The sequence below is a fragment of the Streptomyces nojiriensis genome, from assembly GCF_017639205.1.
In the GTDB taxonomy this organism is placed as follows: Bacteria; Actinomycetota; Actinomycetes; order Streptomycetales; family Streptomycetaceae; genus Streptomyces; species Streptomyces nojiriensis.
Genome location: NZ_CP071139.1, coordinates 6,415,764 through 6,439,444 on the forward strand (window position 1 = coordinate 6,415,764; position 23,681 = coordinate 6,439,444).

The 23,681-nt window shown below is 66.2% G+C and carries 22 protein-coding genes; 14 read left to right on the forward strand and 8 right to left on the reverse strand.

What is annotated here, in order from left to right; all coding sequences use genetic code 11:
* Positions 1-228: 228 nt before the first annotated feature.
* Positions 229-2,622 carry a GDSL-type esterase/lipase family protein gene (locus tag JYK04_RS30005; protein ID WP_189745599.1) on the forward strand — a complete coding sequence of 798 codons (2,394 nt, stop codon included), beginning with the start codon at positions 229-231 and terminating at the stop codon, positions 2,620-2,622.
* 41 nt (positions 2,623-2,663) lie between these two features.
* Here JYK04_RS30005 and JYK04_RS30010 read toward each other — a convergent pair whose 3' ends face one another.
* Positions 2,664-3,134: a hypothetical protein gene (locus JYK04_RS30010; RefSeq protein ID WP_229876755.1), complete on the reverse strand. Its 471-nt coding sequence runs from the start codon at positions 3,132-3,134 to the stop codon at positions 2,664-2,666.
* 139 nt (positions 3,135-3,273) lie between these two features.
* On the opposite strand from JYK04_RS30010, the gene JYK04_RS30015 reads away from it, so the two are divergent.
* The 4 genes from JYK04_RS30015 (at position 3,274) to JYK04_RS30030 (ending at position 7,086) form a co-directional block, all read left to right on the forward strand.
* Positions 3,274-3,495, forward strand: coding sequence for a hypothetical protein (locus JYK04_RS30015; protein WP_189745601.1), 222 nt, complete (start codon positions 3,274-3,276; stop codon positions 3,493-3,495).
* A gap of 207 nt (positions 3,496-3,702) precedes the next feature.
* Positions 3,703-4,800 carry an ABC-three component system protein gene (locus JYK04_RS30020; RefSeq protein ID WP_229876756.1) on the forward strand — a complete coding sequence of 366 codons (1,098 nt, stop codon included), beginning with the start codon at positions 3,703-3,705 and terminating at the stop codon, positions 4,798-4,800.
* A complete protein-coding gene (locus tag JYK04_RS30025; RefSeq protein WP_189745603.1) occupies positions 4,797-5,258 on the forward strand; it encodes an ABC-three component system middle component 2 in 462 nt (153 codons plus the stop codon). The genes JYK04_RS30020 and JYK04_RS30025 overlap by 4 nt, the downstream gene beginning before the upstream one ends.
* Positions 5,251-7,086, forward strand: a complete 1,836-nt coding sequence (locus JYK04_RS30030) for a coiled-coil domain-containing protein (RefSeq protein WP_189745604.1) — start codon at positions 5,251-5,253, stop codon at positions 7,084-7,086. The genes JYK04_RS30025 and JYK04_RS30030 overlap by 8 nt, the downstream gene beginning before the upstream one ends.
* 14 nt (positions 7,087-7,100) lie before the next feature.
* On the opposite strand, the gene JYK04_RS30035 is transcribed toward JYK04_RS30030, so the two are convergent.
* On the reverse strand, positions 7,101-7,976 hold the full coding sequence (locus JYK04_RS30035; protein ID WP_189745605.1) for a TRADD-N-associated membrane domain-containing protein: 876 nt from the start codon (positions 7,974-7,976) through the stop codon (positions 7,101-7,103).
* A gap of 198 nt (positions 7,977-8,174) precedes the next feature.
* Positions 8,175-9,548, reverse strand: coding sequence for an NsdA family TPR-like regulatory protein (locus JYK04_RS30040; RefSeq protein WP_189745606.1), 1,374 nt, complete (start codon positions 9,546-9,548; stop codon positions 8,175-8,177).
* 200 nt (positions 9,549-9,748) lie between these two features.
* On the opposite strand from JYK04_RS30040, the gene JYK04_RS30045 reads away from it, so the two are divergent.
* The 8 genes from JYK04_RS30045 to JYK04_RS30080 all read left to right on the forward strand — a co-directional run bounded on the left by JYK04_RS30045 (position 9,749) and on the right by JYK04_RS30080 (position 15,935).
* A complete protein-coding gene (locus tag JYK04_RS30045) occupies positions 9,749-10,075 on the forward strand; it encodes a DUF6415 family natural product biosynthesis protein (RefSeq protein WP_189745608.1) in 327 nt (108 codons plus the stop codon).
* Between the two features lie 111 nt (positions 10,076-10,186).
* Entirely contained in the window at positions 10,187-11,707 is a 1,521-nt protein-coding gene (locus JYK04_RS30050) for a radical SAM protein (protein WP_189745610.1), read from the forward strand.
* Entirely contained in the window at positions 11,691-12,401 is a 711-nt protein-coding gene (locus JYK04_RS30055) for a maleate cis-trans isomerase family protein (protein ID WP_229876757.1), read from the forward strand. The genes JYK04_RS30050 and JYK04_RS30055 overlap by 17 nt, the downstream gene beginning before the upstream one ends.
* Positions 12,398-13,195, forward strand: a complete 798-nt coding sequence (locus tag JYK04_RS30060; protein WP_229876758.1) for an HhH-GDP family DNA glycosylase — start codon at positions 12,398-12,400, stop codon at positions 13,193-13,195. Before JYK04_RS30055 ends, JYK04_RS30060 begins: the two co-directional genes overlap by 4 nt.
* A 20-nt stretch (positions 13,196-13,215) precedes the next feature.
* Positions 13,216-14,079, forward strand: coding sequence for a PfkB family carbohydrate kinase (locus JYK04_RS30065; protein ID WP_189745612.1), 864 nt, complete (start codon positions 13,216-13,218; stop codon positions 14,077-14,079).
* A gap of 29 nt (positions 14,080-14,108) precedes the next feature.
* Positions 14,109-15,044: a nucleoside 2-deoxyribosyltransferase gene (locus JYK04_RS30070; RefSeq protein WP_229876759.1), complete on the forward strand. Its 936-nt coding sequence runs from the start codon at positions 14,109-14,111 to the stop codon at positions 15,042-15,044.
* Positions 15,041-15,538: a P-loop nucleotide/nucleoside kinase family protein gene (locus JYK04_RS30075; RefSeq protein ID WP_189745616.1), complete on the forward strand. Its 498-nt coding sequence runs from the start codon at positions 15,041-15,043 to the stop codon at positions 15,536-15,538. The genes JYK04_RS30070 and JYK04_RS30075 overlap by 4 nt, the downstream gene beginning before the upstream one ends.
* Positions 15,539-15,620: 82 nt before the next feature.
* Positions 15,621-15,935 carry a MazG nucleotide pyrophosphohydrolase domain-containing protein gene (locus JYK04_RS30080; protein ID WP_189745618.1) on the forward strand — a complete coding sequence of 105 codons (315 nt, stop codon included), beginning with the start codon at positions 15,621-15,623 and terminating at the stop codon, positions 15,933-15,935.
* A 317-nt stretch (positions 15,936-16,252) separates the two neighbouring features.
* On the opposite strand, the gene JYK04_RS30085 is transcribed toward JYK04_RS30080, so the two are convergent.
* Positions 16,253-16,462, reverse strand: coding sequence for a hypothetical protein (locus JYK04_RS30085; RefSeq protein ID WP_189745620.1), 210 nt, complete (start codon positions 16,460-16,462; stop codon positions 16,253-16,255).
* 259 nt (positions 16,463-16,721) lie between these two features.
* Here JYK04_RS30085 and JYK04_RS30090 point away from each other — a divergent pair, with 259 nt between their 5' ends.
* Positions 16,722-18,968 (forward strand): NACHT domain-containing protein, encoded by a 2,247-nt coding sequence (locus JYK04_RS30090; protein ID WP_189745622.1) that lies wholly within the window; start codon positions 16,722-16,724, stop codon positions 18,966-18,968.
* 68 nt (positions 18,969-19,036) lie between these two features.
* Here JYK04_RS30090 and JYK04_RS30095 read toward each other — a convergent pair whose 3' ends face one another.
* From JYK04_RS30095 to JYK04_RS30110, 4 genes are all read right to left on the reverse strand, one after another.
* Entirely contained in the window at positions 19,037-20,017 is a 981-nt protein-coding gene (locus tag JYK04_RS30095; protein WP_229876760.1) for an endonuclease/exonuclease/phosphatase family protein, read from the reverse strand.
* A gap of 774 nt (positions 20,018-20,791) precedes the next feature.
* Positions 20,792-21,343 (reverse strand): hypothetical protein, encoded by a 552-nt coding sequence (locus JYK04_RS30100; protein ID WP_189745624.1) that lies wholly within the window; start codon positions 21,341-21,343, stop codon positions 20,792-20,794.
* Positions 21,344-21,351: 8 nt separating this feature from the next.
* Positions 21,352-21,981: a hypothetical protein gene (locus JYK04_RS30105; protein ID WP_189745626.1), complete on the reverse strand. Its 630-nt coding sequence runs from the start codon at positions 21,979-21,981 to the stop codon at positions 21,352-21,354.
* A gap of 159 nt (positions 21,982-22,140) precedes the next feature.
* The gene (locus tag JYK04_RS30110; protein WP_189745628.1) at positions 22,141-23,613 is read right to left on the reverse strand and encodes a recombinase family protein; all 1,473 of its coding nucleotides are present in this window, start codon (positions 23,611-23,613) and stop codon (positions 22,141-22,143) included.
* Positions 23,614-23,681 lie beyond the last annotated feature (68 nt).

The window sequence follows — 23,681 nt, forward strand, 5'->3', positions numbered from 1 at the left end:
TGTCGCCGGTAGCGGAGTGGCCGCCTGGCTGCACTGGCGGGTGCCAGGGGGCGGTGCATCGGCGAGCCGCTCGTGACACAAGGTGACGGCTGTCTACGCTGCGTGACACGTCAGGTACGGATGAGCGGTGGCAGCTTCGCGCGCACCCAGACGATCCGAGTACCGAAAACCTCGACTCAACCACAGCACCGTGTTGCCGATTGCCGGGACTGAGAGGGGCCGATGCGCATGACCAACGAGGGTGGCGGGCCGGATGTTGACAGTGGACCGAGTGGCGGCAGCGGTGGTAGCGGTAGCGACGATGGCAATGACGGCATCCTGATCCGCTGGGGCCCACGGCTGCTGTTTCTCGTAGGCGCCATCGTGCTGAGCGTCCAGTCGGCTCGCGGGGTACCGGATGCGCAGCTGGGCTGGACGGTGGCCATCTTCTTTCTGTGCAGCGTCCTCCTCATCTGGCGGCAATTGGCGCAAGCGAACGGGACCAACGAGGATGCCAGCCCCCCGGGTTTGCTGATCGGTGCCGGAGCCGTCCTGTGCACCGCCGGGGTGACGATGCTGGTCGTCTACCTGACGCACGTGCACCGGAACTGGCTCGCCCTCATCGGTGCGGTTGTGCTGTTGCTCTGTCTGGGCTGCTTCTTCGCCTGGCGCCGGGCGCCGCAGCCCGAGACGTGGGCCTCGTGGTTGCTGATCGGTGCCGGAGCCGTTCTGTGTGCGGCCGGCGTGACGATGTTGGTCGTCTACCTGACGCCCGGCGATCGGAACTGGCGCGCTCTCATCGGTGTGGTCGTGCTGCTCCTCGGACTGGGCTGCTTCCTCGCTCGGCGCCGGGTGCAGCAGTCCAGGGCCGGGGCCTTGCTGTTGCTGATCGTTGCCGGAGCCGTTCTGTGCACCGCCGGAGTGACCATGCTGGTCCTCTACGGGGCGGGCGTGGCATGGGACGGGCTGTCACTCATCGGCTCGGTCATGCTGCTCCTCGGGCTGGGGTGCTTGGTCGAACTGTGGCGGCAGAAAAGCGGCAACGCCCTGCTGGTACCGGGTGCGATCCTGCTGGGCATCGTGGGGGTCACCATGGTCGTGGTCTTCTTCCTGCTGCGCGGGGCCAAGGACGGCCTGCCCGTGGGGGCCCTTGCCGTCCTTGGGGTGGCGGTCTTCGTCGCACTTCCCCTGGCGCTCAACGTCCTGTCCGAGCGAGGCCTGCATGAACTGAGGCGCCGGACCAAGGGCCCGGGCCGCACGGATCTGGGCGTTCGGCGTATCCGGCGTCTTCGGTTTGCAGCCGTGGGCTTCCTCGTGCTGGTCGTCGGCTTCGTGGTCTGGCTGGCGTCCGACGACTGGGTGATGACCGCGATCCTGGTCGGCTCGGCGCTGTTGCTGCTCCTCGCCATCGTCTCCAACACCCACGCCGACGTAGCCCTGGTACTCGTGGGGCTCTGCCTCCTCTCGGCAGCCCCTCCCGAGGACCCGGAGCCCGCCCAGGGAGGAAACAGGGTGTTGGTTGCGGTGGGCGACTCCTACATGTCGGGGGAAGGTGCGAGCCGTTACTTCGAGGGCACCGACGACGTCCGCGGCGACCACTGCCGCCGGGCGCCGTCCGCGTACGCGGTGAAGATCGCCGACCAGGACGAGCGATTCGACGGCATCCAGTTCATCGCCTGTTCCGGTGCCCGGACCTCCGAGGTCATCGCCGGCGCGCAGGGCGGGAGCGCTCAAGAGGGGGTGTTGGACACCCAGGTCGATCAGCTGACGAAACTGGGATCCGCGCTCCGTCCCGCCCTCGTCATCGTCTCCCTCGGAGGCAACGACGCTGGCTTCGGCACCCTCGGCCAGGCGTGCATCGCACCGGGCCCGTGCAATACCCAGCGGTCTCTGTTCGAGGGAAACCTCGACAGCGTCAAGGACGCCCTGGTGGCGGCCTACCGCTCCCTCAAAAGGGCTCTGCCCGCCGGTGTGCCGATCGTGGCCGTGCCCTACCCGCAGCCGATCGCCGAGGCCGACGATTGCAGCGGCGTGGCCCTGGCGAAGGGCGAGCGTGACTTCATCCGCACGTTCGCAACCGATCTCAACGCGAAGATCGATGAGGCGAGGAAGGAAGTGCAGGGCATCGAGTACCTGAAGGAGATGGAGAGGGCGTTCGAGGACCGGCATCTCCAGCTGTGTGACAAGAAGAAGAAGGAGGCCGGCGTCAATTTCGTGGGCTTCAAGTCCGTCAGTGGGCCCCCGGTGCAGCGCTTCAACCCGGCCAATTGGCTCCACAACAGCCTGCACCCGAACGAGCGCGGCCACGAAGCCATGCTGGCCACGTTTCAGGACTGGCTGAAGAGGAACCCGAAGCTCCTGGAACGAGCCCCGACGAGCCAGCAGCCCGACAGCTCCCTGCCCGCACCCACACCCGGGGACGTGGAGAAGCCCAAGCCCCAGTGCCCCCTGGCCAAGATCGATAACTCGCCATGTCAGGTGGCACTCACCATGTGGGAGGTGCACCAGGTCACCAACCGCTGGCTCTATCTGCTCACCGTGCTCCTGTGCCTCCTCGTCGCCTGGGCAGCGAGCATCGCCGTCATCAGCTGGGTGCGGTATAGGTCCCTTCCTTCCCCGCCGCCGCCCACCGCCAGCGGGTGAGTCGGCACGTTTGGCGGCCGGAAAGGTACGGAGAAACGTGCTCAGGCCGCGATGCCGAGTTCGGTGCGGGTGCGGTGGATGAACTTGGACGGCTGGCTCACGCCGCCACCGGCCGAGGGCCACGTTGAACTCACGGGCGTGGTCATTGGCCCGGGAGGACTGGACGCGGGCGAGGATAGCGACGGAGCTGTTGCCCAGCTCAGACCGTGGTCGAGGTCGCAGGCCTGGAGGTGGGCGGTCCCCACGATCGCGAGCCGCATCCCGACCGATCGGGTGAAGACTCCCGACGGCATCGCGGCGGCCCGTTGGTTCCAGGCCAGCGACGCCTTGGGGTTCTTCAGGTCACGGAAGACTTCGGCGGCGTCCGCGGACAGGCGGGCGTGGTGGTAGGAGTCGATCCAGGCAGGCTTATAGCCGCTGCTCTGATCGGCCTGGCTGATGAGGTCATCGGATGCCTTCAGGGCCCGTGAGGCGGGCCTTGCTGATCGTTTCAGAATGAAGCGCGTGTCCACCCAAGCGCACCTTGCCCAGCCCGGACCGTGCCACCGAACCTCGACCGTTTGCCCCTGAACTTCGACGGCCGCTAGGTTCCTGCCACTGAATGACCGTTGGCGGACCGTCGGCCTGCGGCTTGAAAGCGGGAGACCCACTGTGCTCAGGAAGATTCTGCGCGCCCTAGCTGGGGATGCGTCACAGCGGTCGGACACCGAACCCGACAGCTTCAGCAACCCGCCGATCTACCGCTGGCGCTGCGAGTGCGGCGCCAAGTCCCGCGGTTCCGACATCAAGGCCGACACGGAGTACAACGCCCAACGACACCAGTGGCGCCACGGCCTGAGCCACCCGATGCCGGAGGTCTACGCCGCCGAATAGGCACGGACCCGGCACGCCCACGAGACGGCCCTCGGCGGCGACGATGCCGCCCGCCGCTCCGGCTGCTCTGCGCTATGGCCCGTGAGCTGAGGCACTGCTCGTCACCGTCGGTATCTCGAAGGTAGCTCTTTTGTGAGCGATCGATCAGTGATATCCCTAGTCGCAGCCGCTGCAACGGCCACCGACCGGGCTGCACGAGGGGGGAACGTGTCGGATCAGACACTGACGCCACAAAACGGTCTCGCCGAACCGTCGCTGGTGCTCAAGGGTCCGGGGATGCAGTTTCCGTACATGCCGAGCCCCAAGAAGCTCGTTTTCGGGTACGACCCGGACGAGTTCGAGGAGTTCGTCAAGGAGTGGGTTCCGGCTCTTCAATCCGCGTACGTGCGGGTGGAGCGGCAGGGCGGCACCGGAGACCACGGCATCGATGTGGCCGCGTACCGCAGTACGCAGGGCTTGGAAGGGCCGTGGGACAACTACCAGTGCAAGCGCTACAAGAGCGCCTTGAACTGGACTACAGCCGCAGGTGAGATCCGCAAGATGTTTGCCGGGGTGGTGCTTGGACATTTCGTCCTGCCCACCCAATACGTCTTCGTCGCTCCAGCGTTCGCCCGTAATCTGCGTGAGGCGCTGGCAAAACCGGTACAGACCCGCGCGAAATTCCTTGAGGGGCTAGCCGAAACGCGAGATGAGGTCATCACCCGGCTGACGGACGACCAGCGGCAGGAGGTGGCCCAGCTGGCCGAACAGACGGACTTTGCGATGTTCGTGCCCATTGACATGGACCGGATGCTCGCGCAGCACAAGACCACCCCGCAGTGGGTCACGCGGTTCCCGGACGAACAGCGCGAACGCCCCGCCATCATGCTGCCTCCGGACGAGCATGGCTCCGGGGAGGCCCGCTACGTTCAGCAGCTCGTGCGGGTCTATGCCGAGCGGTGGAAGGCCGACGCCGACACTCTGGAACTGATCGCGCAGCACCCCAAGGCCGGCGATCACATGCGTCGGCAACGCGAGGCGTTCTACAGCGCTGAGTCCTTGCGGCGCTTCGCCCGAGACGCCTACCCGGACGGACACTTCAACGCGGTCATGGACGACGTCCACACGATTGCGGTAGAGGTGGGCGACAAGCGCTTCGAACTCGGCTGGGACAGGCTGCAGGCGGTCCTGGAAGCGGCTGGCGTCGTGGCGCTGACGGAGACAGTTCTCGTCCGGTATGTGAGGCCCCTGGACCGCAAGGGGGTATGCCATCACTTGGCGAACGAAGGCCGGCTGGAATGGTGTGAGGAAGGAGGAACCGCGTGAACCCGCTCAATAGCCCGTTGGAGATTGGTGTGCGCGCCCTGGTGCTGCTGGCGGAGAGCCACCCCCAGCCGCTCGACCTGGCGCAGCTGGCCATCCTCGATCACGCCGTCCTCCACAGCGGAGACCTCGACGGTCCGCCCTCCCTGCACCCTTCCTTGCCCGGGCACTCCGGTGAGCTGGGCATGAAGCGCACCGTGCTGGAACAAGCGCTGCTGGTCCTCATCCGTGCAGGGCTCGCCAGCGTCGAGACCGACGAGACGGGACTGGTGTACCGAGCCACCGAACGTGGGCCCGCTTTCGTCGACATCCTTGAGGCCCCCTACGTGGGGCGGCTGCGCGAGCGGGCCGAGTGGGCCGTGCACCACTGGGCTCCCGACACCGACGTACGACAGGCCACCGCGGAACTCATCAGTGGCTCCCTGTCCGCATCCGCGCCATTCGGGGGCCGCCGTGAGTGAACTGCAGCTGACCCATCTCACCTACTGCGGAGCCAACCTCCCCCCGGCGCAGATCGTCTTTGGCCGGGAGCTGACGGTCATCTACGGCACCTCCGACACCGGCAAGTCGTTCATCGTGAAGTCGATCGAATACATGCTGGGCGGCGCCGACCTGGCGATGGTCCCCGAAGGCAACGGCTACACACAGATCCTTTTGGGTCTGCTCATGCCGGATGGCAGCCCGCTGACGCTGCTGCGAGCCCCTGACAGCAACAGCATTTTCCTCTACCAAGCGGATCTGCGTGATCTTGTGATGGCCACGCCGGATGCGTCGGTCACAGCGGTCCACAACGCTCGCAGCCGCAACAGCCTCTCCATCCATCTTCTGCGCGCGCTCGGCTTGGACGAGGTCCTGATCCGCAAGAATGAAGCTGGCGGCACCCGCCCCCTCGCGCTGTCCGATTTGCTACACCTGTCCCTCGTCACCGAGAAACGCATGATCGGTGACGTCCCGCCGGTGCTACGTACCGGGACCGCCAGCACGCGGACCGCGGAGCTGTCCGTCATGCGATTCCTGGTCACCGGAGAAGGCGACCCAGCCGTGGACACCGGCCTCAATGCCGGGCAACGCCGTGTCCACAAGGGCCAGGTACAACTGTTGGATCAGCTTGTCCTCGACCTGTCGGCCAAGCTCGTTACGCAGGAGAACGAGCGCCAGCTCCGCGACCGGCTCATCCGGATCCGCACCGCGCTGGACGAGCAGTCCGCACCACTGCGCCAGGTCAACGAATCCCACCGCGAAGCGGTCGACTCCCGCATGGAAACCGCCCGGGAACTGGCTGCCCTAGATGAGCGGCTGACCGAGGTCAGTGACCTGCTGGGCCGCTTCAAGCTGTTGGAGGCCCAGTACCGCTCGGACCTGGAACGGCTGGCCATGGTCAACGAAGCCGGCAGCATCCTCGGATACTTCAAGGTCGGCACTTGCCCGTTCTGCGGCGCCGAACGCGAGCACCAGCAGGCCAACCACCGGGTGGAGGAAACCACCCAGCTTCACATCGCCGTCCAGGCAGAGGCAGCTAAGACGACCGCGCTGCTTGCCGACCTACTGCCCACCATCGCCGACCTTGACGGCGAGCAGACAGCTCTGATCAGCCGCCGGGTGGAGGCGCAGTCCGACATCGGCGTGTGGGACCAGATCATCGCCGACCTGGAAGGCGGCATCGCCGCGCTGCGCTCCAATGTCGAAGAGCTGGTCGAGGAGCGCTCCATCGTCGAGCGGGAACTGGAGCTGCAGACTCGCATCGCGGAGCTCGACGACAAGAAATCCCGCCTGGTCGGTGAGGGGGCCGTTGTCACCACACGCCCCACCCAGCACATCCCGACCGCGACGGTGGGAGCCTTCGACTCCATCCTCCAGCAGACCCTCAACGCCTGGCAGGTACCGGCGGCTGACCACGCCGAATACGACCAGTACTACGCCGAGATCCGTGCGGGCGGCCGCAAGCGGATAGAACGCGGCAAGGGGATGCGCTCGGTCCTGCACTCGGCGTTCACCACCGCGCTGGCTCGCTTCTGCATGGACCGGGACTTGCACCATCTCGGCTTCGTCGTCTTGGACTCACCTGTGGTCACCTTCCGCGACCCGGAACCCGACGACATCGACGATGTGGAGCTGACCTCCACCGTCGTGGACCGGTTCTACAAGGACATGCTGTCCTTCCCCGGCCAGGCCATCATCATGGAAAACGGCGACCCTCCCACCAAGGTGCTCTCCGAAGCCGTGACCTACCACTTCACTGGAACGGCAAGTGGCGGCAGGGCGGGGTTCTTCCCCGCGTCCATGCACTAGGGCGGGCCCGCGCCCTACGGGGGGCCGGGCCCGCCCTCCGGCGCTTTCAGGGCCGCAGCGAGGGACTTGCACATCTCGCTCAAGGTGTCGTCCCGGAGCTGCTCCGAACCCACCTTCTCGGCCAAGAAGTTCCCGAAGTGCAGGAAATGGATGGCCGTGAGCTGCCGGTGCTGCGCCGACAACGACTCGGCGGCCGTCTTGAACATCTTCAGGAAGATCGCGGCGATGAAGTTGCTGAGGATCGCGCTGATGGCCCCGAGCGCACCGATGAGGATTTGCCCGCTCAACTCCAGCTTGGACGGCCGCATCAGGATGTAGAGGGTGGCCACGACGATGGAGAGCCCGACGAGCATGCACGCGATCCCGGTGAAGAACAGGATGGCGGCGTGCGAGAGCGACTGGTCGTAGTACCTCTTGAGTTCCTGCTGGTGCTGCTGGAACAGCCGATAGGACTTGACGGCCGGGGCCTTGTCCTTGGTGTCCAGTAGTTCGACCTCGTCATCCAGCGCCCGGAGCTCGATCTCGACCATCTTGTTGGACAGGACGTACAGCCCTATGAGGGTGAACAGGATCCCGTAGAACGTCCCGCACAGCACGAGCAACAGGTAGTGGTGGAGGAGTCCGAAATACCCTGCCCATGTACCGCCGGCCAACCCCGCCGCGACAAAGGCCCAGCCGGTGAAGTCCCTCTTCCACCTGGCCTTCTGGCACTCCCTCCGCCTCGCCTCGATCCTCCTCGTCTTCGCCCCGACCTCGGCGTCCCTGGCCTCCCTGGCCCTGACCTCCGCCTCGGCCTTCTCCTTGGCCTTCTTCTCGTTCTCGAACCATTCCCTCTTCTGGCGCTTCTTGCTCACGGGGAGTGCCCGCCGGATCCTGCGCGTGAGGTTCATGTCCGGGATCACCTCGATCAGGGCGCCCACGAGCCGCGCTCGCGTCCTGCGACATTCCTAGTGAACGCCCGCCGAATCGGGTCGGCAACTCCCCGCCCACAACGACCCCGGGCCGGCGGCTGAGGTCCGCCGGCACCCCTATACGGCCACTACCGACGACAACCATGGCAGCCCTACGACACCAGCTAACAAGCACTACTAGACGGAGGCGAGGAAGTCGATGGCACGTTCATCGAGTTCCGCTGCGCACCGCAGGCCACGGGTCCTGAACGGGGCGAGGTCTCCGCGCATGTTCTTGACGGCTTTGCGGGTGCGGACCGAGCGCACGCCGTCCATGTGGTCCATTGCTTGGCCCCAGGTTGAGCATGCCTGCTCGATGCTGCCGCGCTTCAGTAGCATCTCCGCGCCGGCCACCAGGTCCAGGGCGACGATGCGGGCGTATGTCCCGACGGGGCGGGTGGCGGCGGCGCGGGCGTATTCGTCGGCGGCGGCCCGGTGGTCGCCGAGGGTTTCGTAGACCTTGGCGGTGCGGGAGTACACGGACGCGGCGGGCGGGCCCCAGGCCAGGGCCCAGAAGGGCACGTCGTCGCCCGGGGCGGCATCCAGGAGGACACGAGCCTGATCGGCTTCGGCGAGGGCCGCCTGCCGGAGCCCGGTCTTCGCCAGGGTGTGGGCGTGGACGACTCGGAACAGAGCCTCGGTCTGGGCGTCGACCTTGCCCTTCGCCCGGTTCAGACCGGTCTCCGCGAGGCCCTGGCAGTGCTCGGGCCGGTGGAGCTTGAGGCCCTGCATGGCCATCGTGCGCATCACGAACCCGTCGTGGCCGGTGATGCCGGACTCCGTGGCGAGGGCGTACGACTGGAGGTAGTAGCGCTGGGCGAGTCCCTGCTGACCTGCGTCGTAGGACTTCCAGCCCAACAGGTGCACCCCCCGGCTCGCGGCCGACAGCATGTGCCGGCGGACCTCGTCGCTGCGGAAACGGCCTCGGCACAGCGGAGCCACGTCGTCCCGCAGGTAGGTGACCAGCGCGCTGCGGCCGTGCTGTCCGCCGTGGCGTTCGTCCATCTCGGAGAACGCGGTGATCATGTCGCGGACGGCGGCGACTTCGGCCATGCCGATGGTCTGGCCGGTGCGGGCGGCGGCGGTGCGGGCGGCGATGTCGCTGACGTAGGAGAGCGGCAGGGCGGCAGCAGCCACCGAGTAGGCGGAGGTCGTGATGAAGCGGCGGCGGTCCAACTCGTACCTCCACATCGGAATTAAGGAGTCGAGCGGGTCGGCCCCGAGGGTCAGTCCGATGCTGTCATGCCCCTCCTCGCCGACGGCGGCCAGCCCGAGGTCGGCGGGCGTCAGGATGCGGTTGACGCGGCGGGACAGAGCCACGGCCAGGTAGCGGCCGGTGTCGGCCTGCGGCCTGGCTCCGGCGATCCAGTGCTCGACGGTGGACTTGTTGGTCCGCAGGGTGACACCACATTCGGCCGCCACCGCGCGGACCGCTTTGGCCAGTGCCTCGTAGGTCCAGCCGGACTCGGCGACGAGGACGCAGAGCTTGTCGTTCGGCGTGCGCTTGGTCATGAGCACCTGCCCGTATACCCGATATACCGCTTGGCCTGTCCGACACCGTACTGCGTTCCGCTCAGCGGGAGTTGAATATCCATCACGCCGATCGGGGCGGGGCCCAGACTCGGCCCGCATCCTGCCTCGAAGGTTCGCCGCACGTGGGGCGTCCGCGCCGGTCGGCCGCACCGCACCACCGTCCACGAACAGGAGCGATCATGTCCCGTACGACCGTGGCGGCCGACGTGGCCACAGCGCTGAGGCTCTCCACCGCCGCGCCCACCGGGGCCGTCGCCGAGGCCGTACGGGGACGGCTGCGCGAACACATCAAGGCCCACGCGGACCAGGCCGACCGATACGCGCACAGCTTGCCCGAGGGCCGGGCCCGTGACGTGGCGATCGACACCGTCCGCCACGCCCGCACCCTTCTCCCCGCCCAGAGCGGCAAAGACCCGGCGGCGGGCCTGCGGCTGCTGGCCAAGGGCGCCGACTACCTGTCCCGGTACGCCTCCGCCCAGGAAACGGCCAGCAGACCCGCGGCCTGATCCGCCCGGAGCCCGCCCGCCGGCAGGTGCCGCACAGCACCTCGCCGGCGCGCGTGCTCCCGCTCACCTTCGCTCCATGTGCGCCCATCCATTCGCGACGAAGGGAAAGCCATGTCGAAGCACTCCGTGGTGCTGGACTGCTACACCGTCGAGCCCAGCGGACTCGGGGTTCCCCCGTACGTCTCCACCTACGTACGGGCCGCCTGGTCGGCCTTACGGCGGGCGAAGCCCGGGTCGGAGGTGAAGTACCTGACGATCGACGATGTCCGCTGGTGTCTGGCAGGCGGGAAGGCCGCCGTCGTCGCGCCGTTCAGCGACCCGCTGACCTACTCGGCGACCGTGAACCGCGCCGAGGCCGTCCAGCTGCTGCGGGACGCGGACAGCGTCGTCGTGATCGCCGGGGACAAGGTGCCCTCGGTGCACCTGCACGCCGTCAACGCGAGCCTGGAGGAGATCGCCCGCGCGATGGCCTGCGTGCGGGGCCGCCGCTACCTGCTGGGCCCGATGGCGACCTACGCCAAGGGCAACGCCGAGTACGCGGGCCTCTTCGACGCCGTCCACACCCACACCGTCACTTCCGGGGACCTCGCCCTCGGCAGCAGCACCGGAGCCCCGTACGGGCAGCTGCGGGCCGACCGGGACTCCTTCGCCGGGCTCATCGAGCAGATGCCGTGGAAACCGATCGCCGAACTGGAGCTGTACCGGGGCTGCACCCGCCGGGTGTTCTGCGACTTCTGCAACGAGCCGGAGAAGTCGCCGATGGTCGCCTTCCGCGACGTGGAGGACGTTCTGGAGGAGACCGAGCAGCTGTACGCGGCCGGGGTCCGCAACTTCCGCCTCGGGCAGCAGACCTGCTTCTTCTCCTACCAGAACCGGGACGCCGAGGTGATCCAGACCCTGCTGGCCGGCATCCGGGAGCGGTGCCCGGAGCTGGAGGTCTTGCACATCGACAACGCCGACCCGCTCGCCGTCGCCTCCCCCTCGGGCAAGCGCATCGCCCACCTCGTCGCCGAATACTGCACCGAGGGCAACTGCGCGCCCATGGGCATCGAGTCCTTCGACACGAAGGTCATCGACACGAACCACCTCACCTGCACGCCGGAGATTCTGCTGCGGGCCGTCGAGCACGTGAACGAGGCGGGCGCCGCCCGTGGCCCGGGCGGGCTGCCCAAGCTGCTGCCCGGCTTGAACCTGATCTACGGCCTGCCCGGCGAGAGCCACGCCACCCACATCGCCAACCTGCACTGGCTCGGCCGCATCCTTGACGCGGGCCTCCTGTGCCACCGCACCAACGTCCGTCAGGCCCGAGCCTTCCCCGGCACGCCCCTCGCGAAAATGGGAGCGCTGAGCCCGCTGCCCTCCGCCGAGCACTTTGCCTCGTGGAAGGCCGACATCGACTTCGGCTGGGACCAGCCGATGAAGGAACGCGTCTATCCCACCGGGCTCCTCATCCCCGGCCTGCACTCCTACTTCGTCGGCCGCGACGGGACCTGGTGGCGACGGCTCGGCTCCTACTCCATCCAGATCGTGGAGGAGTCCTCGGCCACCCCCGTCGGCACGGAGGCGGACCTCACGGTCACCGGACACGCCCCCCGCATGATCTTCGGGAAGCGCCTTGTCACAGCGGCCTGACTCCATGCTCGGCCTGCTCTCCCAGTACGACTGGCAGGCCGAGCGGACCGTGCGGGTCGGCATGCTGCTGCCCTGGGCGAACCAGGTGGTGGAGACCGAGCTGCCCCGCCTGGGCCTGCGGCACACGGTCTTCCACCACGCCCGCCTCGTCCCCGCCTCCCGCACGACGGCCGTGGACGACTCCTTCTGGCACGGACTGCGGGACGCGGCCGGTGACGCGATGGACTCCTTGCGGCACCTGCCCCTGGACCTGACGGTCCTGGCCTGTACCTCGGCGGGCTTCACCGGCGGGCCGCCCCTGCCGCCCGGCGTAGTGACCGCCTTCGACGCCCTCACCGACACCTTGATGGCCATCGGTGCCTCCCGGGTAGTCCTGGCCACCCCCTACCCGCAGGAGGTCACGGACGCCGAAGCGGCGGCCCTGGAAGAGGCCGGAATCCAGGTCACCGCCCGGGTCTGCCTCGGTCTGGCCGACGGCTACCCCGAGGTGGCGCCGGACAAGATCCGCACGATGCTGCACCAGCTTCCCCCCGGCCTGGTCCGGGCAGCCGACGCGGTCGTGCTGTCCTGCACTGGCTGGCACACATTGAACCTCCTGCCCGAACTGGAACGAGACCTCGGCATCCCTGTGCTGTCGTCCAATGTGGCCATGGCCCTGCACGCGGCCCGCCTAGTGATCGGAGCAACCCCGTGAAATCTCCGTACGACGGGCGGATCTTCCGCCTGGTGAACCGGGCGGCCTCGCTCGAAGACATCCGGGCCGAGGTTGAGGCAAACCACGACAACAACCGGTGGTGGCCCCTGGAGATCACCGACTGGCGGCTGCGGATGCTCGCCGCCGGGTGGTCCACTCGCGTCTCCTACCGGATGGTCTCCACCTACGCGGGCGTGATCACGAAGGCGGACGAGACGGGCTTCGACGCGCTCGCCGACAGCAGCGACGACGAACTGACGGACCTGGTACGACCGATCGGCCTGCCCACGGCCCGCATCACCTACCTGCGCTCGCTCGCCGAACTCGTCGCCCGGTGGGAGAAGGAGGAGATCGACCCGGCGGCCGAGGCCGCGGACAGGGACGCCCTGATCCTGTCCTTCGCGAGCGAGGTCAACGGCGCCTCCTACAAGGTCGCCCAGTGCGCCGTGCTCTACGCACGCGGCTACCACTGCGGGATCATCCCCGTCGACTCCGGCATGGTCACCAAGCTCGCACCCGCCCTCGGTATGACCCTGCCGCCCTCGCCGATCGCCCACGAGCACATGCGACACGTCCTGGAGAACGCCGTGCGGGCCCGCCCGGCCGACTTCCGGGCCCTCGCCGACCTCCACGGCCACCAAGTCACCATCCCCGAAGACGCCGACCCGACCTGGTGGGTCCACCTCGTCCTCATCTACTTCAAGCGGCTCTACCTCAACGGCCCCTCCCCGCTGCTGTGCCGACGCCGCCCTGTCTGCTCCCGCGTCACCGGCTGCTCCCACACCCGCCACTGACCACACGAAAGGAGCCAGGCGTGGACCGGTTAGCGGTCATCGGCAACATCTCCCGCGACCACACCCGCTACCCGGACCGGCGCGGCGGCGACCTCCTCGGAGGGGCCGCCCTGCACGTCGCGTTTGCCGCCGCCCGCGCCGGGGCCACAGCCGCCCCGGTGGCCGTGATCGGCGAGGACCTCGCGCACATCCCGGCCCAAGGCCGGCTGGCCGACCTGGACTGGTCCGCGCTCCGCATCGCGGCCGGAGCGTCGGCCGCGTTCACCATCGACTACGACCAGGACGGCCACCTCGTCGCGGTGGCCGCCGACTACGGCGTCAGCGAGGACCTCTCCGGGCACGCCCTCGCCCACATCGCCCGCCACCCCCGCGACCGCTACCACGTGTGCTGCCGCCGACCGCTGGACGTGCCCGCCGTCCTGCAAGTGCTCACCCGGTGCGGCGCCCGGTTCAGCATCGACTTCTTCCTGCCCAGCGCCGCCCACCTGATCCAGGCCGCGGCCCCGTGGCTTGCTCACGCGGACCTCGTCTTCGCCAACGCCGCCGAACATCGCCTGCTGGAACAGGTGATGCAGAGCACCGCGGCCGACGGGGTGACGCGGGGCACCTCCGCCGGCCAGGTGACTGGAGTCCTGCGGAGCGTCGTCGTCACCGACGGCCCCCGCCCCGTGCGGTGGCTCCACCACGGCCGCCCGCTCGCGGCCTGCGCCCCGCCGTATGCCCGGCCCGTGGAGGTGACCGGCGCTGGCGACACCCTCGCCGGGCACCTCCTGGCCCGCATGCTCCACGGCGACAGCCCGGCCGCGGCCCTGCGGTCCGCCGTCCTCGCCGCAACCCGGCACACGGCAGTACCTCGGCCCGTACCGGGCCCCTCACATTCCTGACCCCACCGGACCCGACAAGGGAGCCCTTGGTGTACTACGTCGCCCACCGCCTCTTCGCTGCCCACGACCGCAGCCTCGGCGCGCTCGTCGCCCGCAAGCTCGCAGACAAGGCCGGCCACGACGCGGTCTTCCTGCCGTTCTGTGACACCGACGAGGAGGCCCTCGTCGCCCCCGTCAAGGGCCTGCGCCTGTTCGAACTCGACCAGGACCGGCTGCGGAGCCTCACCGGGATGATCGCCGTCCTCCACGGCCCCAGCCTGGACGACGGCGTGTGCATGGAAATCGGCTACGCCAGTGCGCTCGGTGTCCCCGTCGTCGTCCTGACCACCGACTTCCAGACCTACTCGGCCGGGGAACGGACCACCCGGTGGGAGTTCCCCGACCCGCTGGTGGAGACCCTCGCCACCCGCATCATCCGCGTCGACCGCCTCGGGGAGCCCGAGCACAACCCGGACCGCTTCGACGCCTTCACCGCCCGCAACGCTGTCCAAGTCGAGCTGGCGGCCACCGCCGCCGTCAACGGCGTCCTGACCACCTCGCAAGGACCGCGCCCGCTGCCCGTACGTACCGTCGTGCGGCCCGGCACGGTGTTCCTGGAATCTTCCCCGTACGCACCGCACCCGGCGGCCCTCCACGAGGTCGCGCGCGTCCAGGCCACCGCCGTCATGACGCCGTCCCGGTTCACCGCCCGCGACAGTCTGGCCGCTGCCCGCTCGGACTGGGACATGGCCCTTCGGGCCGAGTCCCTCGTCCTGGACGTGTCCGGCCCGGAGACCCCGCCCGGCGCCGCCCTCCTCACCGGCGCGGCAGCCGCCCTGGGCCGCAAGGTCGCCGCCTTCCAGCCCCGCCCCACCTACACGCACGCCCACGGCCGCGAGCCGAACTGGCGCAACCTCATGATCCAGTACGGCACCACGGCCCACCTCGGCGATCCCCAGGCACTCGCCGACTGGCTGGCCTCATGAGCCCCGGCCTCGCCGCCTACCGGACCCTCGTCCTGGAAGGCTGTGACGGCGCGGGCAAGTCCACCCTGGCCGCCCGCCTCGCAGACGAGCACGGCTTCACCGTTGTCCACTCGCCCCGAACTCCGGACTCCCTCGACCTCATCGCCCGCTACCGCGAGCTTCTGGCCCTGCCCGGCCGCCTCATCCTCGACCGGTGCTTCATCAGCGAACTCGTCTACGGCCCCCTGTATCGCGACACCTCCCGCATCACCTGGGCGCAGGCCCACGACCTGGCCAAAGCCGTCGCCAACCGCGACGGCGCCCTCTGCCACCTGACGGCCCCCGCCGAAGTGATCCGCGCCCGGCTCATGGCCCGCGACGGCGAAGCTCCGCTGCACGCGCAGGTCGCCGCATTGCTCGCCGGGTACAGCAGCGTCTTCCAACGGCTCGGGGAACGCGTCCCGGTCATCACCCTCCACGCCGCAGCCGACGATGAGGTGCCCTCGTCCGGATGAGTCCGGGGGAACACCCAGTGGGCGACATAGGCCCCTCGCTAAGCTCCGGCAGCACGAGCAACACCCCGTGCCCGGAGGAACAGTGGACATCCGCTCAGCCCAGAAGGTCGCCTGGGACAACAAGGTCGACAAGAACTTCAACACCAGCAACGTGCCCCTGGAGTTCGGGCTTCTCACCGCCGAAGTCGGCGAAGCCTTCACCGCATGGCGCAAGGGCCTGCCCGACTTCGGCGAGGAACTCGCCGACGTGTTCCTGTACGTCGCCGCCGTCGCCGAGATGAACGGCATCGACCTGCAAGACGAGGTCGAACGCAAGCTCACCAAGAACAAGGCCCGGGTCTACGAACGCGACGAGCGCGGAGTTCCCGTCCGGGTCCATGAGCCTGACGCGGACTGATCAGCACACGGTGATCGGCAGCACCTGGCCGGCGCGGGCACTGTCGATCACTGTGGCGGCCCCTGACCCCGGTGGTCACGCGGCTCCCACCTCACGCCGCGTCCGAGTGGAACGACCATCTGAATCCCCTAGGCAGAGGGCCCCGGCAAACGCGCCGGGGCCCTCTGCTTCTCTCTAATGCCTAGAGCGCGCGGACACCGTGGCGCCAGATTCCGGGCGTCCCAGCCAGCCGGGTCAGCCGGGGACGAGGAAGTAACGAGAAGGGGCCACGGAGCAACTGCTCCGTGGCCCCTTCTTTTCAAGTGACCCGACCTTGACTATTCGTCGCGGACGGTTCCGGCAGTGCGCCGGGTCACAGCGATGTCCCCGGCCGTGAGGATGGCGATCACCACGACGAGCGCCCAGAGGGTCTGGCCGTGGACGCCGCCGAACGGGATGTACCCAGCCAGCGGCACGGACGCGGCACCTCGGTAGTGCGCGGCCGCCTTCTTCGCCACCCGGCGGGGGTTGGCGACCCGAACAAGCATGTCGGGCTCCCTCTCCTGCGCCGTGTCCCCGCGCTGGTCACCCGCCAGCGCCTCACGGTCGCATTTACACTTGTCACTGTCCGCATACGCGTGGTGACTTGACACGTACGTGCCCCCTCGAAGAGGTGATGGTGATCACGAGCCAAACGACGGCAGCACCTCAACGCGCGACTGTAAGGTCGAGGTGTAAACCAAATCTTACACGGCGTCGCCGGTAGATTTCTACTTGCTGAGCCATGGACGTGATGAAGGGCAACGGATGCCGATCGATGACGGTGCGGCAGGGCCCGCCACACCAGCCGAGCAGCTTGCAACCGAGCTTCGTGCGCTCAGGGATGCGGCTGGTCGGCCAAGCCTGCGTACGATCGCCAGCGGAACTGGCAGGGTGAGCCACACCACCGTGGCCGAGGCCTTGCAGGGCCGACGGGTGCTCACCTGGCCGGTCCTAGCGGCCATCGTCAAACAGCTTGGCGGGGACGAGTCAGCCTTTCGCGCGCGTTGGATCGCCGCGACAAGCGCTTCCCCGACCCCGACGGAGTCCGAGCGGGAGGAGACGGTTTTCATCGCCCGCTATCGAGAACGGGCGGCTGACTACTACAACGTGATGCACGTCGATCACGTTCGTCGCGCTCGTTTCGAAGATCTGTACGTCACTCCGCGGGTCAGCAGAGCCTTGAAGAGCGGCACTCTCAGCGAGGGGGTCGAGCTTGATGTCCAGCAGTTCGACAGCGAGATTCGCCGCGCAGTCCTGCTCGGCGGCCCAGGGGCTGGCAAGACCACACTGTGCCAGGCACTCATCTGCCGGCATGCGCAGGACGCCGACCTCCCAGTGGCTTTTCTAGTCCGAGTGCGGGAGTTTGCAGCCGACTTCCCACCCGAGCGATCTGTAGTCGGCTATATCGAGCACCACCTTGAAGCGGTGTTTCAACTTCGGCTGCCACAGGGGCTCCTGGAGCGGAAACTTCAGCGTGAGCCGCTGCTGGTGATATTTGACGCCCTTGACGATGTTCCCGATGCCGCTGGCCAGAATCACCTTGCGTCGATCATCAAGCTCTTCAGTAGTGAATTTCCTCTTACCAGGATCCTGATCACCTCACGAGCCTCTTCATACCGAAATGCGCACTTCAACCTGGCAAGGTTTGACGGATATAACCTAGAGGGCTTCAACGGCGACGAGGCGCGTGAGTTCGCCAAGCGCTGGTTCGCGTATCAAGATGGGGCTGGTAGCGAGGACGCTGAATCAAAATCTCGCGAGCTGATTCGCCAGAGTTCATCGGTGGCTGATCTGCGTAAGTCGCCACTGGCGTGGACCATTCTGTGCTCTCTTTACGAAGAGCATGGTGATGTTCCTCGCAGTATTCCTGCTTTCTTTAGTCGATGGTGGCAAGGTCAGACTCTCAACCAGAGTCGGCACACCGACGCTACTAATCGACTTCAAGAGGCCGCTCAAAAAGTCTTGCCTCATGTGGCCTACTACATGCTTAGAAATAACCGTAGCGACCTGTCTGGCGATCAGTTCATCTCTCTCGCGTCAGATTTTCTGCGCACTCAGTATGAGACCTCTGAGGAAGCCTGGCGGCTAGCGCGGGAAACTCTGGACTACTTGAGCCAACGAACGGCGATCTTCACCGCGCTACAGGTTCGACCTGACGGCAGTGAAAGCTACGGATTTTTTCATCGGTCATTCATGGAATATGAGGCAGCTCTCTACGAAGCCTGGCAGATCGACAACCCACACGAGCTGGCGGAGTCGGTACTGAGGCGCATCGCCCACGGCGATGAGTCATTTTCTGGTGAGCTGGTCGTGCAGTTGTCGGAGCGGTATCGGGAGGGCAAGGGGGTCCGAGTCATCAGCGAAATCCTTGATGCCACCCCGCAACTCCCGTCTGATCTTCTATCGGCTGTGATTAAATTCCTAGAGCGGTGCAGCCATCTGATTGCTCTTCCATATAGCCTGGATGCTCAGATTCTGTCGCTGCTAAACGCTGCGACAACAGACCGCCCTGTACCTCCTGAGACACTTCCACGCCAGAATGCCGTTTCCCTCACAGAAGAGATGAGCTCCTGGGGTATTAGCAAGAATGTCCCGGGGCCTGTCTCCAGCGCGCTAGATATGATCCGGGGATTGCTGGTTCGCCCTGCTGCTGAGTCCCAGCTCACGTCATTCGCCGTCATCTGGGGTTGGGCGACCTTGGAAGATTGCCTTCTTGGCTTTTTCCAAGTCTCAGATCTTGATGAGCACGGTCAATCCGACGCCACACTCAATAGCAAGCTGCTTCGCCATTCCACCTGGGATCTCGTTAAGGAGGCAGAGCGCCGAGGTCTTCTCACGGCAGCTGATACTGGGCAACTAAGTGCCGCCTGGAAGTTGCGTAACACCCTCGCCCACGGCCCAGGCCCTCAAACATCAAGCGAAGTCTCACTCCTGCCGGCCGTCCAAGCAGTCGAGGCAATCCAGCATGCCGTATCTCAGCTCTTCCAGCGTGCCGCCGAGATAAACTCATAGGCGGTTATAAGTCAAAGTGGGAAGCCGCTCCACGGGCGGCCCCACTATCGACCTGTGCTGCTGCTCCCTTACAGGTTGAACTTCGCCACCACTGGCGAGTGGTCGGACGGCTTGTCGTGCGCCGCGGCCGGCTGGGCCTCCACCACGTTCGGCAGTTTCTCGTTGCCGGTGGAGACCTCCTGGAACTTGGCCAGCAGCGAGTGGCTGATCATGATGTGGTCGATCAGCTCGTGCTGGCCCTCGAAGATGCGGGAGAAGCCTCCCTGCTCCAGGATGTGCGGGGCCAGGTTCCACAGGCGGTTGGCATCGCCCGGGTTGTCGGGGTGAGTGAAGCCGCCCGTGCCGATCTGCGAGCCGGGCGGGCCGTACAGGATCTGGGTGGTGGCGGCCTGCCACCCGTCGTTGAAGTCGCCCAGCACGATGACATCGCGGTTCTTGCCGTCGCCCTGGAGCAGGTCGTCGGCCAGGCCACGCATGGTGACGGCCTCGGCGGTGCGGCGGAAAAGTGCGTAAGCCTCGTAGCGGGCGCGCAGGTGCTCGTCGTTGGTGCTGTGCTGCTTGTTCGGGAAGGTCAGCAACTTCGACTTCAGGTGGCAGACGGCCACGCGGAGGCTCTGGCCGGGAGACGGCTCGACCCGTACGGCCAGACCGCCGCGCCCCATCTCGCTGGTGAGGGCGTCGTCGCCCTGGTCCTCGACCTGGATGGGGCGGAGGTGGTCCGGGAAGTCCTTGCGCTGCTGGACGTCGAGCAGAGGGAAGCGGCTGATGACGCCCACGCGGATGCCGCGGGGGTCGGGGTGGTTCGACAGGGCGCTGTGCCAGGTGCCCGGCAGCTTGGCCACCAGGTCGTCCAGCGCTTCCTGGCTGCCGACCTCCTGCACGCCGAGCAGGTCCGGCCCGATCTCGGTAATGACGCCGGCCAAGGCCTCGACTTTGGCGTCGTAGGTCGCTTGGTCCTTGGCGGCGCACTTGTTGGGGTTGGGGGTGCTGCCCGCTGGCAGCGGTCGGCAGAAGTTCTCTACGTTCCAGGTCCCGATGATCAAGCTCACGGCTGCTCCCGTCGTCGTTGACCAGTTCGCGGACTAGTCTTTCGGACCCATCCGAACGGGCTCGATACCCCGGGTGGACGCGCCTGGATCTTCACTCATCGGCAGCAGTTGTCGGACGAGCTCGGGTCCGGTTGCTCGCTCCAGCATCACCATCACGGCCGCCGGCTGGCTGATCGCTCACTGGCCTGGGGTGCCTGAAGGGAGCGCTGCTGCCGACTTCGGTTGTTCTTTGGATAGCGGCTGCGGACCGGCAGCCTGCGGCTGTGCCGCAGACAAAGCTTGCCCAGCACTCCGAATTCTTGGCCTCGGGCCAGAAGAAAGGCTATTGACCGCAGTGCGCGACAATGAGACGATTCGGGCAATTTCTAGGCGCCCCATGAATTGGCATGTTGCATTATTCATTCAAGTCGCCAAGGAGTAGCACCGCAAATTCAAAACGGGAGGACGTCTAAATGGGAATCGTCTCTTGCGTTTCTCGCCTCTTCCGAAAGCCCCGAAAATTGCCACCCTGTCGCCATAGTTGGACAGCATGGCACACCGATGACACTGAGCCCGTCCATGAGATCCCCGAATCTGAGCGAGGCCGCGTTATTGGCTATGCCCTCTCGGCTCTCTACTTCGCCTGGCAGCGCGAATGCACCCGGTGCGGGCTCTCGTACACAATGCTCGACGATGAGTCGGGGGAGCGCCTCCATGTCGGAGAGTGTCCGTATGTATTTTAGTGTCCGCAGCATACTCCGGTGAGAGCGCAGAGCCCTCGCCGGATTTTCATGATTAGCGGTTCATCAAGTGCGGCTCGAGCTTCACGGGGTACCCCTTGAATCCCATGTAGAGTCGGACGATGACCCGTACGTCTGTCTCGGCGGCTGGTGTATGCGCCATTTCTCCTCGGTGATCGTAGGTGGTTGCTTGGATGTTCTCACCCGGCCAAGTCATCTGTAGGAGCTTATACTCGCCCGGACCCAGAACGAAGGGGTCGAGGTTCTCTGCCTTCACGTTTGGGTACAGGTTGAATGGGCGATCCTTTGGGCCCCCCTCTACGGTTGGGCGGAGGACGCCGAGAAATACCTTTCGGATGCTGGCCGGCGAGCCGCCCTTGTTTGCTAGGCGGACATAGACATTCTGATCGTCGCGTTCCGCCACGACGTCGAGCTTTGCGCCTGACAGCCAGCGCACAACGATTGGCACGAAGATCGTCGCGAAGGCGGCTAGTGCGGTCGCGAAGATGGACCAGTTTGCCAGGTTGGCTAGCCACCCTGGAGGTACGTCCTCGATCCGAACTGGCACTGTTGGCAATTCGGACGGGGTGACAAATGGGGTCAGCATCTGACGGCTCAATCCTGAGTCATGCACACGCAGACATTGGAGCAATGCGGATCGCGATCCTCAACTTCGACTACCTGGCACGCTGATCCCTCTGGGCAATCTGCGTTAACGCAGGCGTTGGAGGCGTCTTTGGGATTGCATTGAACGGGGTAGATAAACGGCCCCGCGGCCAGCCAGTCGAACTCAGACTCCCGAAGTGCTGGCTGGAGCTCGAAATTAACAATCTTGAGCGTCCATTGCTCTTTGATCATGGAACCTAGGCCGTAGACCATCAGTCGCGGCTGATCACTTCGGTCGTTCGGGTAGTTAACCAGACGAGTGAGTTCTTCATCCACGTAGCGGATCTCGCGCCACCGGTCTGCGACAAACCCCGTAGGTGCTGGCCGCGGTTGAACCTCAAAGAAGTCCCGAGCAGGGTAAGCCGTCAGGCCGGCATTATTCAGAGCTCTGATGTCGTCTTCGCTGTCGCTCGGCAGGACAAAGCCTGCCGGAGGGGTAGGTGGGTCAGAATTCATCATGACATTGCAGCGAAGGACTTTGAGGAGACTTCCCAGATCCAGAAAATCTTGGCTTGCCATCAACTGATGAAGTGGGTCTTTGGAATCGAGAAAGTTATGCTTGGCGATGATGTTCGTCACGACGAGCTCCTCTCTAGCCGGAGCCACTAGCATCACGCTGACGTGAACGAACTGCCCTTCCTGTGACCCATTCGAGCGATCGTGCTTGTTAGCTCGCCCCTGCGCCGGAAGTCGGTCCCCGACCAGGCGGTCCCGTGGATAGGCCCCCAGAGAGGGGCGCTAGAACTTCCACTTGATCTCTATCTTCTCCGGATCGAAGCGGTAGCCATTCCAGCGCTGCGTACCGGGTTGGCCGGGGTGGACGATGACCCGGTCGACCACCAGGCGCAGGATGTTGCGCCGCCACTCCAACCCCGATGTCTCCCACGCGTCCCGGATCGTCTGTGTTGCTGGCAGGTGGGCGAGGGACGTCTCGCTCTGGTAGTGGCTCAAGGCTTCTCGGGCTTCCTGGACCGATGCTTCGGCGATGCCTTTGGCCTGGATGAACTGGTCACGGCTTAGTACGTCGGTGGCGTAGTCGGTGACCAGCTGGTCGAGCTTGCCCTTGCGCCGCTCAAACTCCTGCACCAGGTGGCGCACCTTGTCCTCATCTACCTTCGGGGAGAGGAACACGGCGACCTTCGGATCGTCGAAGACATGCCAGACGGCCTGGGTCACCAGCAACTCGACAGGCTCGGCGATACGGAACGTCTTGCTGCACCCACTGGCGTTGCCGTAGTTGTCGTGAGGTCGGCATCGATACCGACGCTGCGACGGTCGGCCGCACTCCGGTCCCCGACCACCGCTGTACATCCGGGAACCACACCGGCCGCAGTAGATGAAGCCGGTGAGCAGGTACTTGCGTACGCCGGTCTGAGTCTTGGGCCAGCGCCACTCCTTGCTCAGGCGCTGCGCCTCCATGCGGTCCCACTGTTCGCGGGTGAGGATGGCCGGCCACTCCGCCGGATACTCCTGGCCCTCGTACTCCCGCACGCCGATGTTCCGCTTCTTCATGAACGTGCGCTGGAGGTTCTCGATCCGCCATGGCTTGCCGGTGGCGGTCAGCACGCCTCTCTTATTGAGGTCTCGCGTGATGTCGCCGATGGACTCTCCAGCGATGAAGCGCCGGGCGCACTCCCGGATGACCCTGGCCTCTGACTCGCGGATGACCAGGCCGCCAGGTTCATAGCCAAAGGGCCGTCCGCCGCCGTGGACCTTCCCCTCTATAGCGCGGGCCCTCTGCTTGCGCTTGATGCGCTTGGAGAGGCGAGCCGCCTCCAGCATGGCGTTGTTGACCGCGTTGATCGCCGCGTGGATGCCTTCGGCGCTGTCGAGGTTGTAGCTGATGCCGTCGGTCGTCTGGATGCGCTGGAGCTTGGTCGTCTCGGCGAGCTTGATCAGCTCCAGCAGCTCTTCCAGCCGCCGGTACAGCCGAGGCATCTCCGTGATCAGGATGATGTTGACCTGGCCCTGCCTGATGGCGCGCAGCAGCAGGTCGTAATGCTCACGGGGCTTCTTCGAGTACTTCGAGGCGCTGATGTCGTTGTCGGGGAAGATCCCGACCACCGGCCAGGTGTTCTCGTCCGCGTAGTCGCGGCACTCGCTGACCTGGATGGAGACGTTCTCGCTGAGCCCTCGTCGGTCGCGGCTCAAGCGGGCGTAGATGGCTGTGTTCCAGGCTCCTCGGGGGGAGGTAGGGGCTATATCGGACATGGTGCACTCTCCAGTGGAGCATGAGCGACGCTCCTGGGGAAGTGCTGACCTGGGACTTTCGTGCCTTG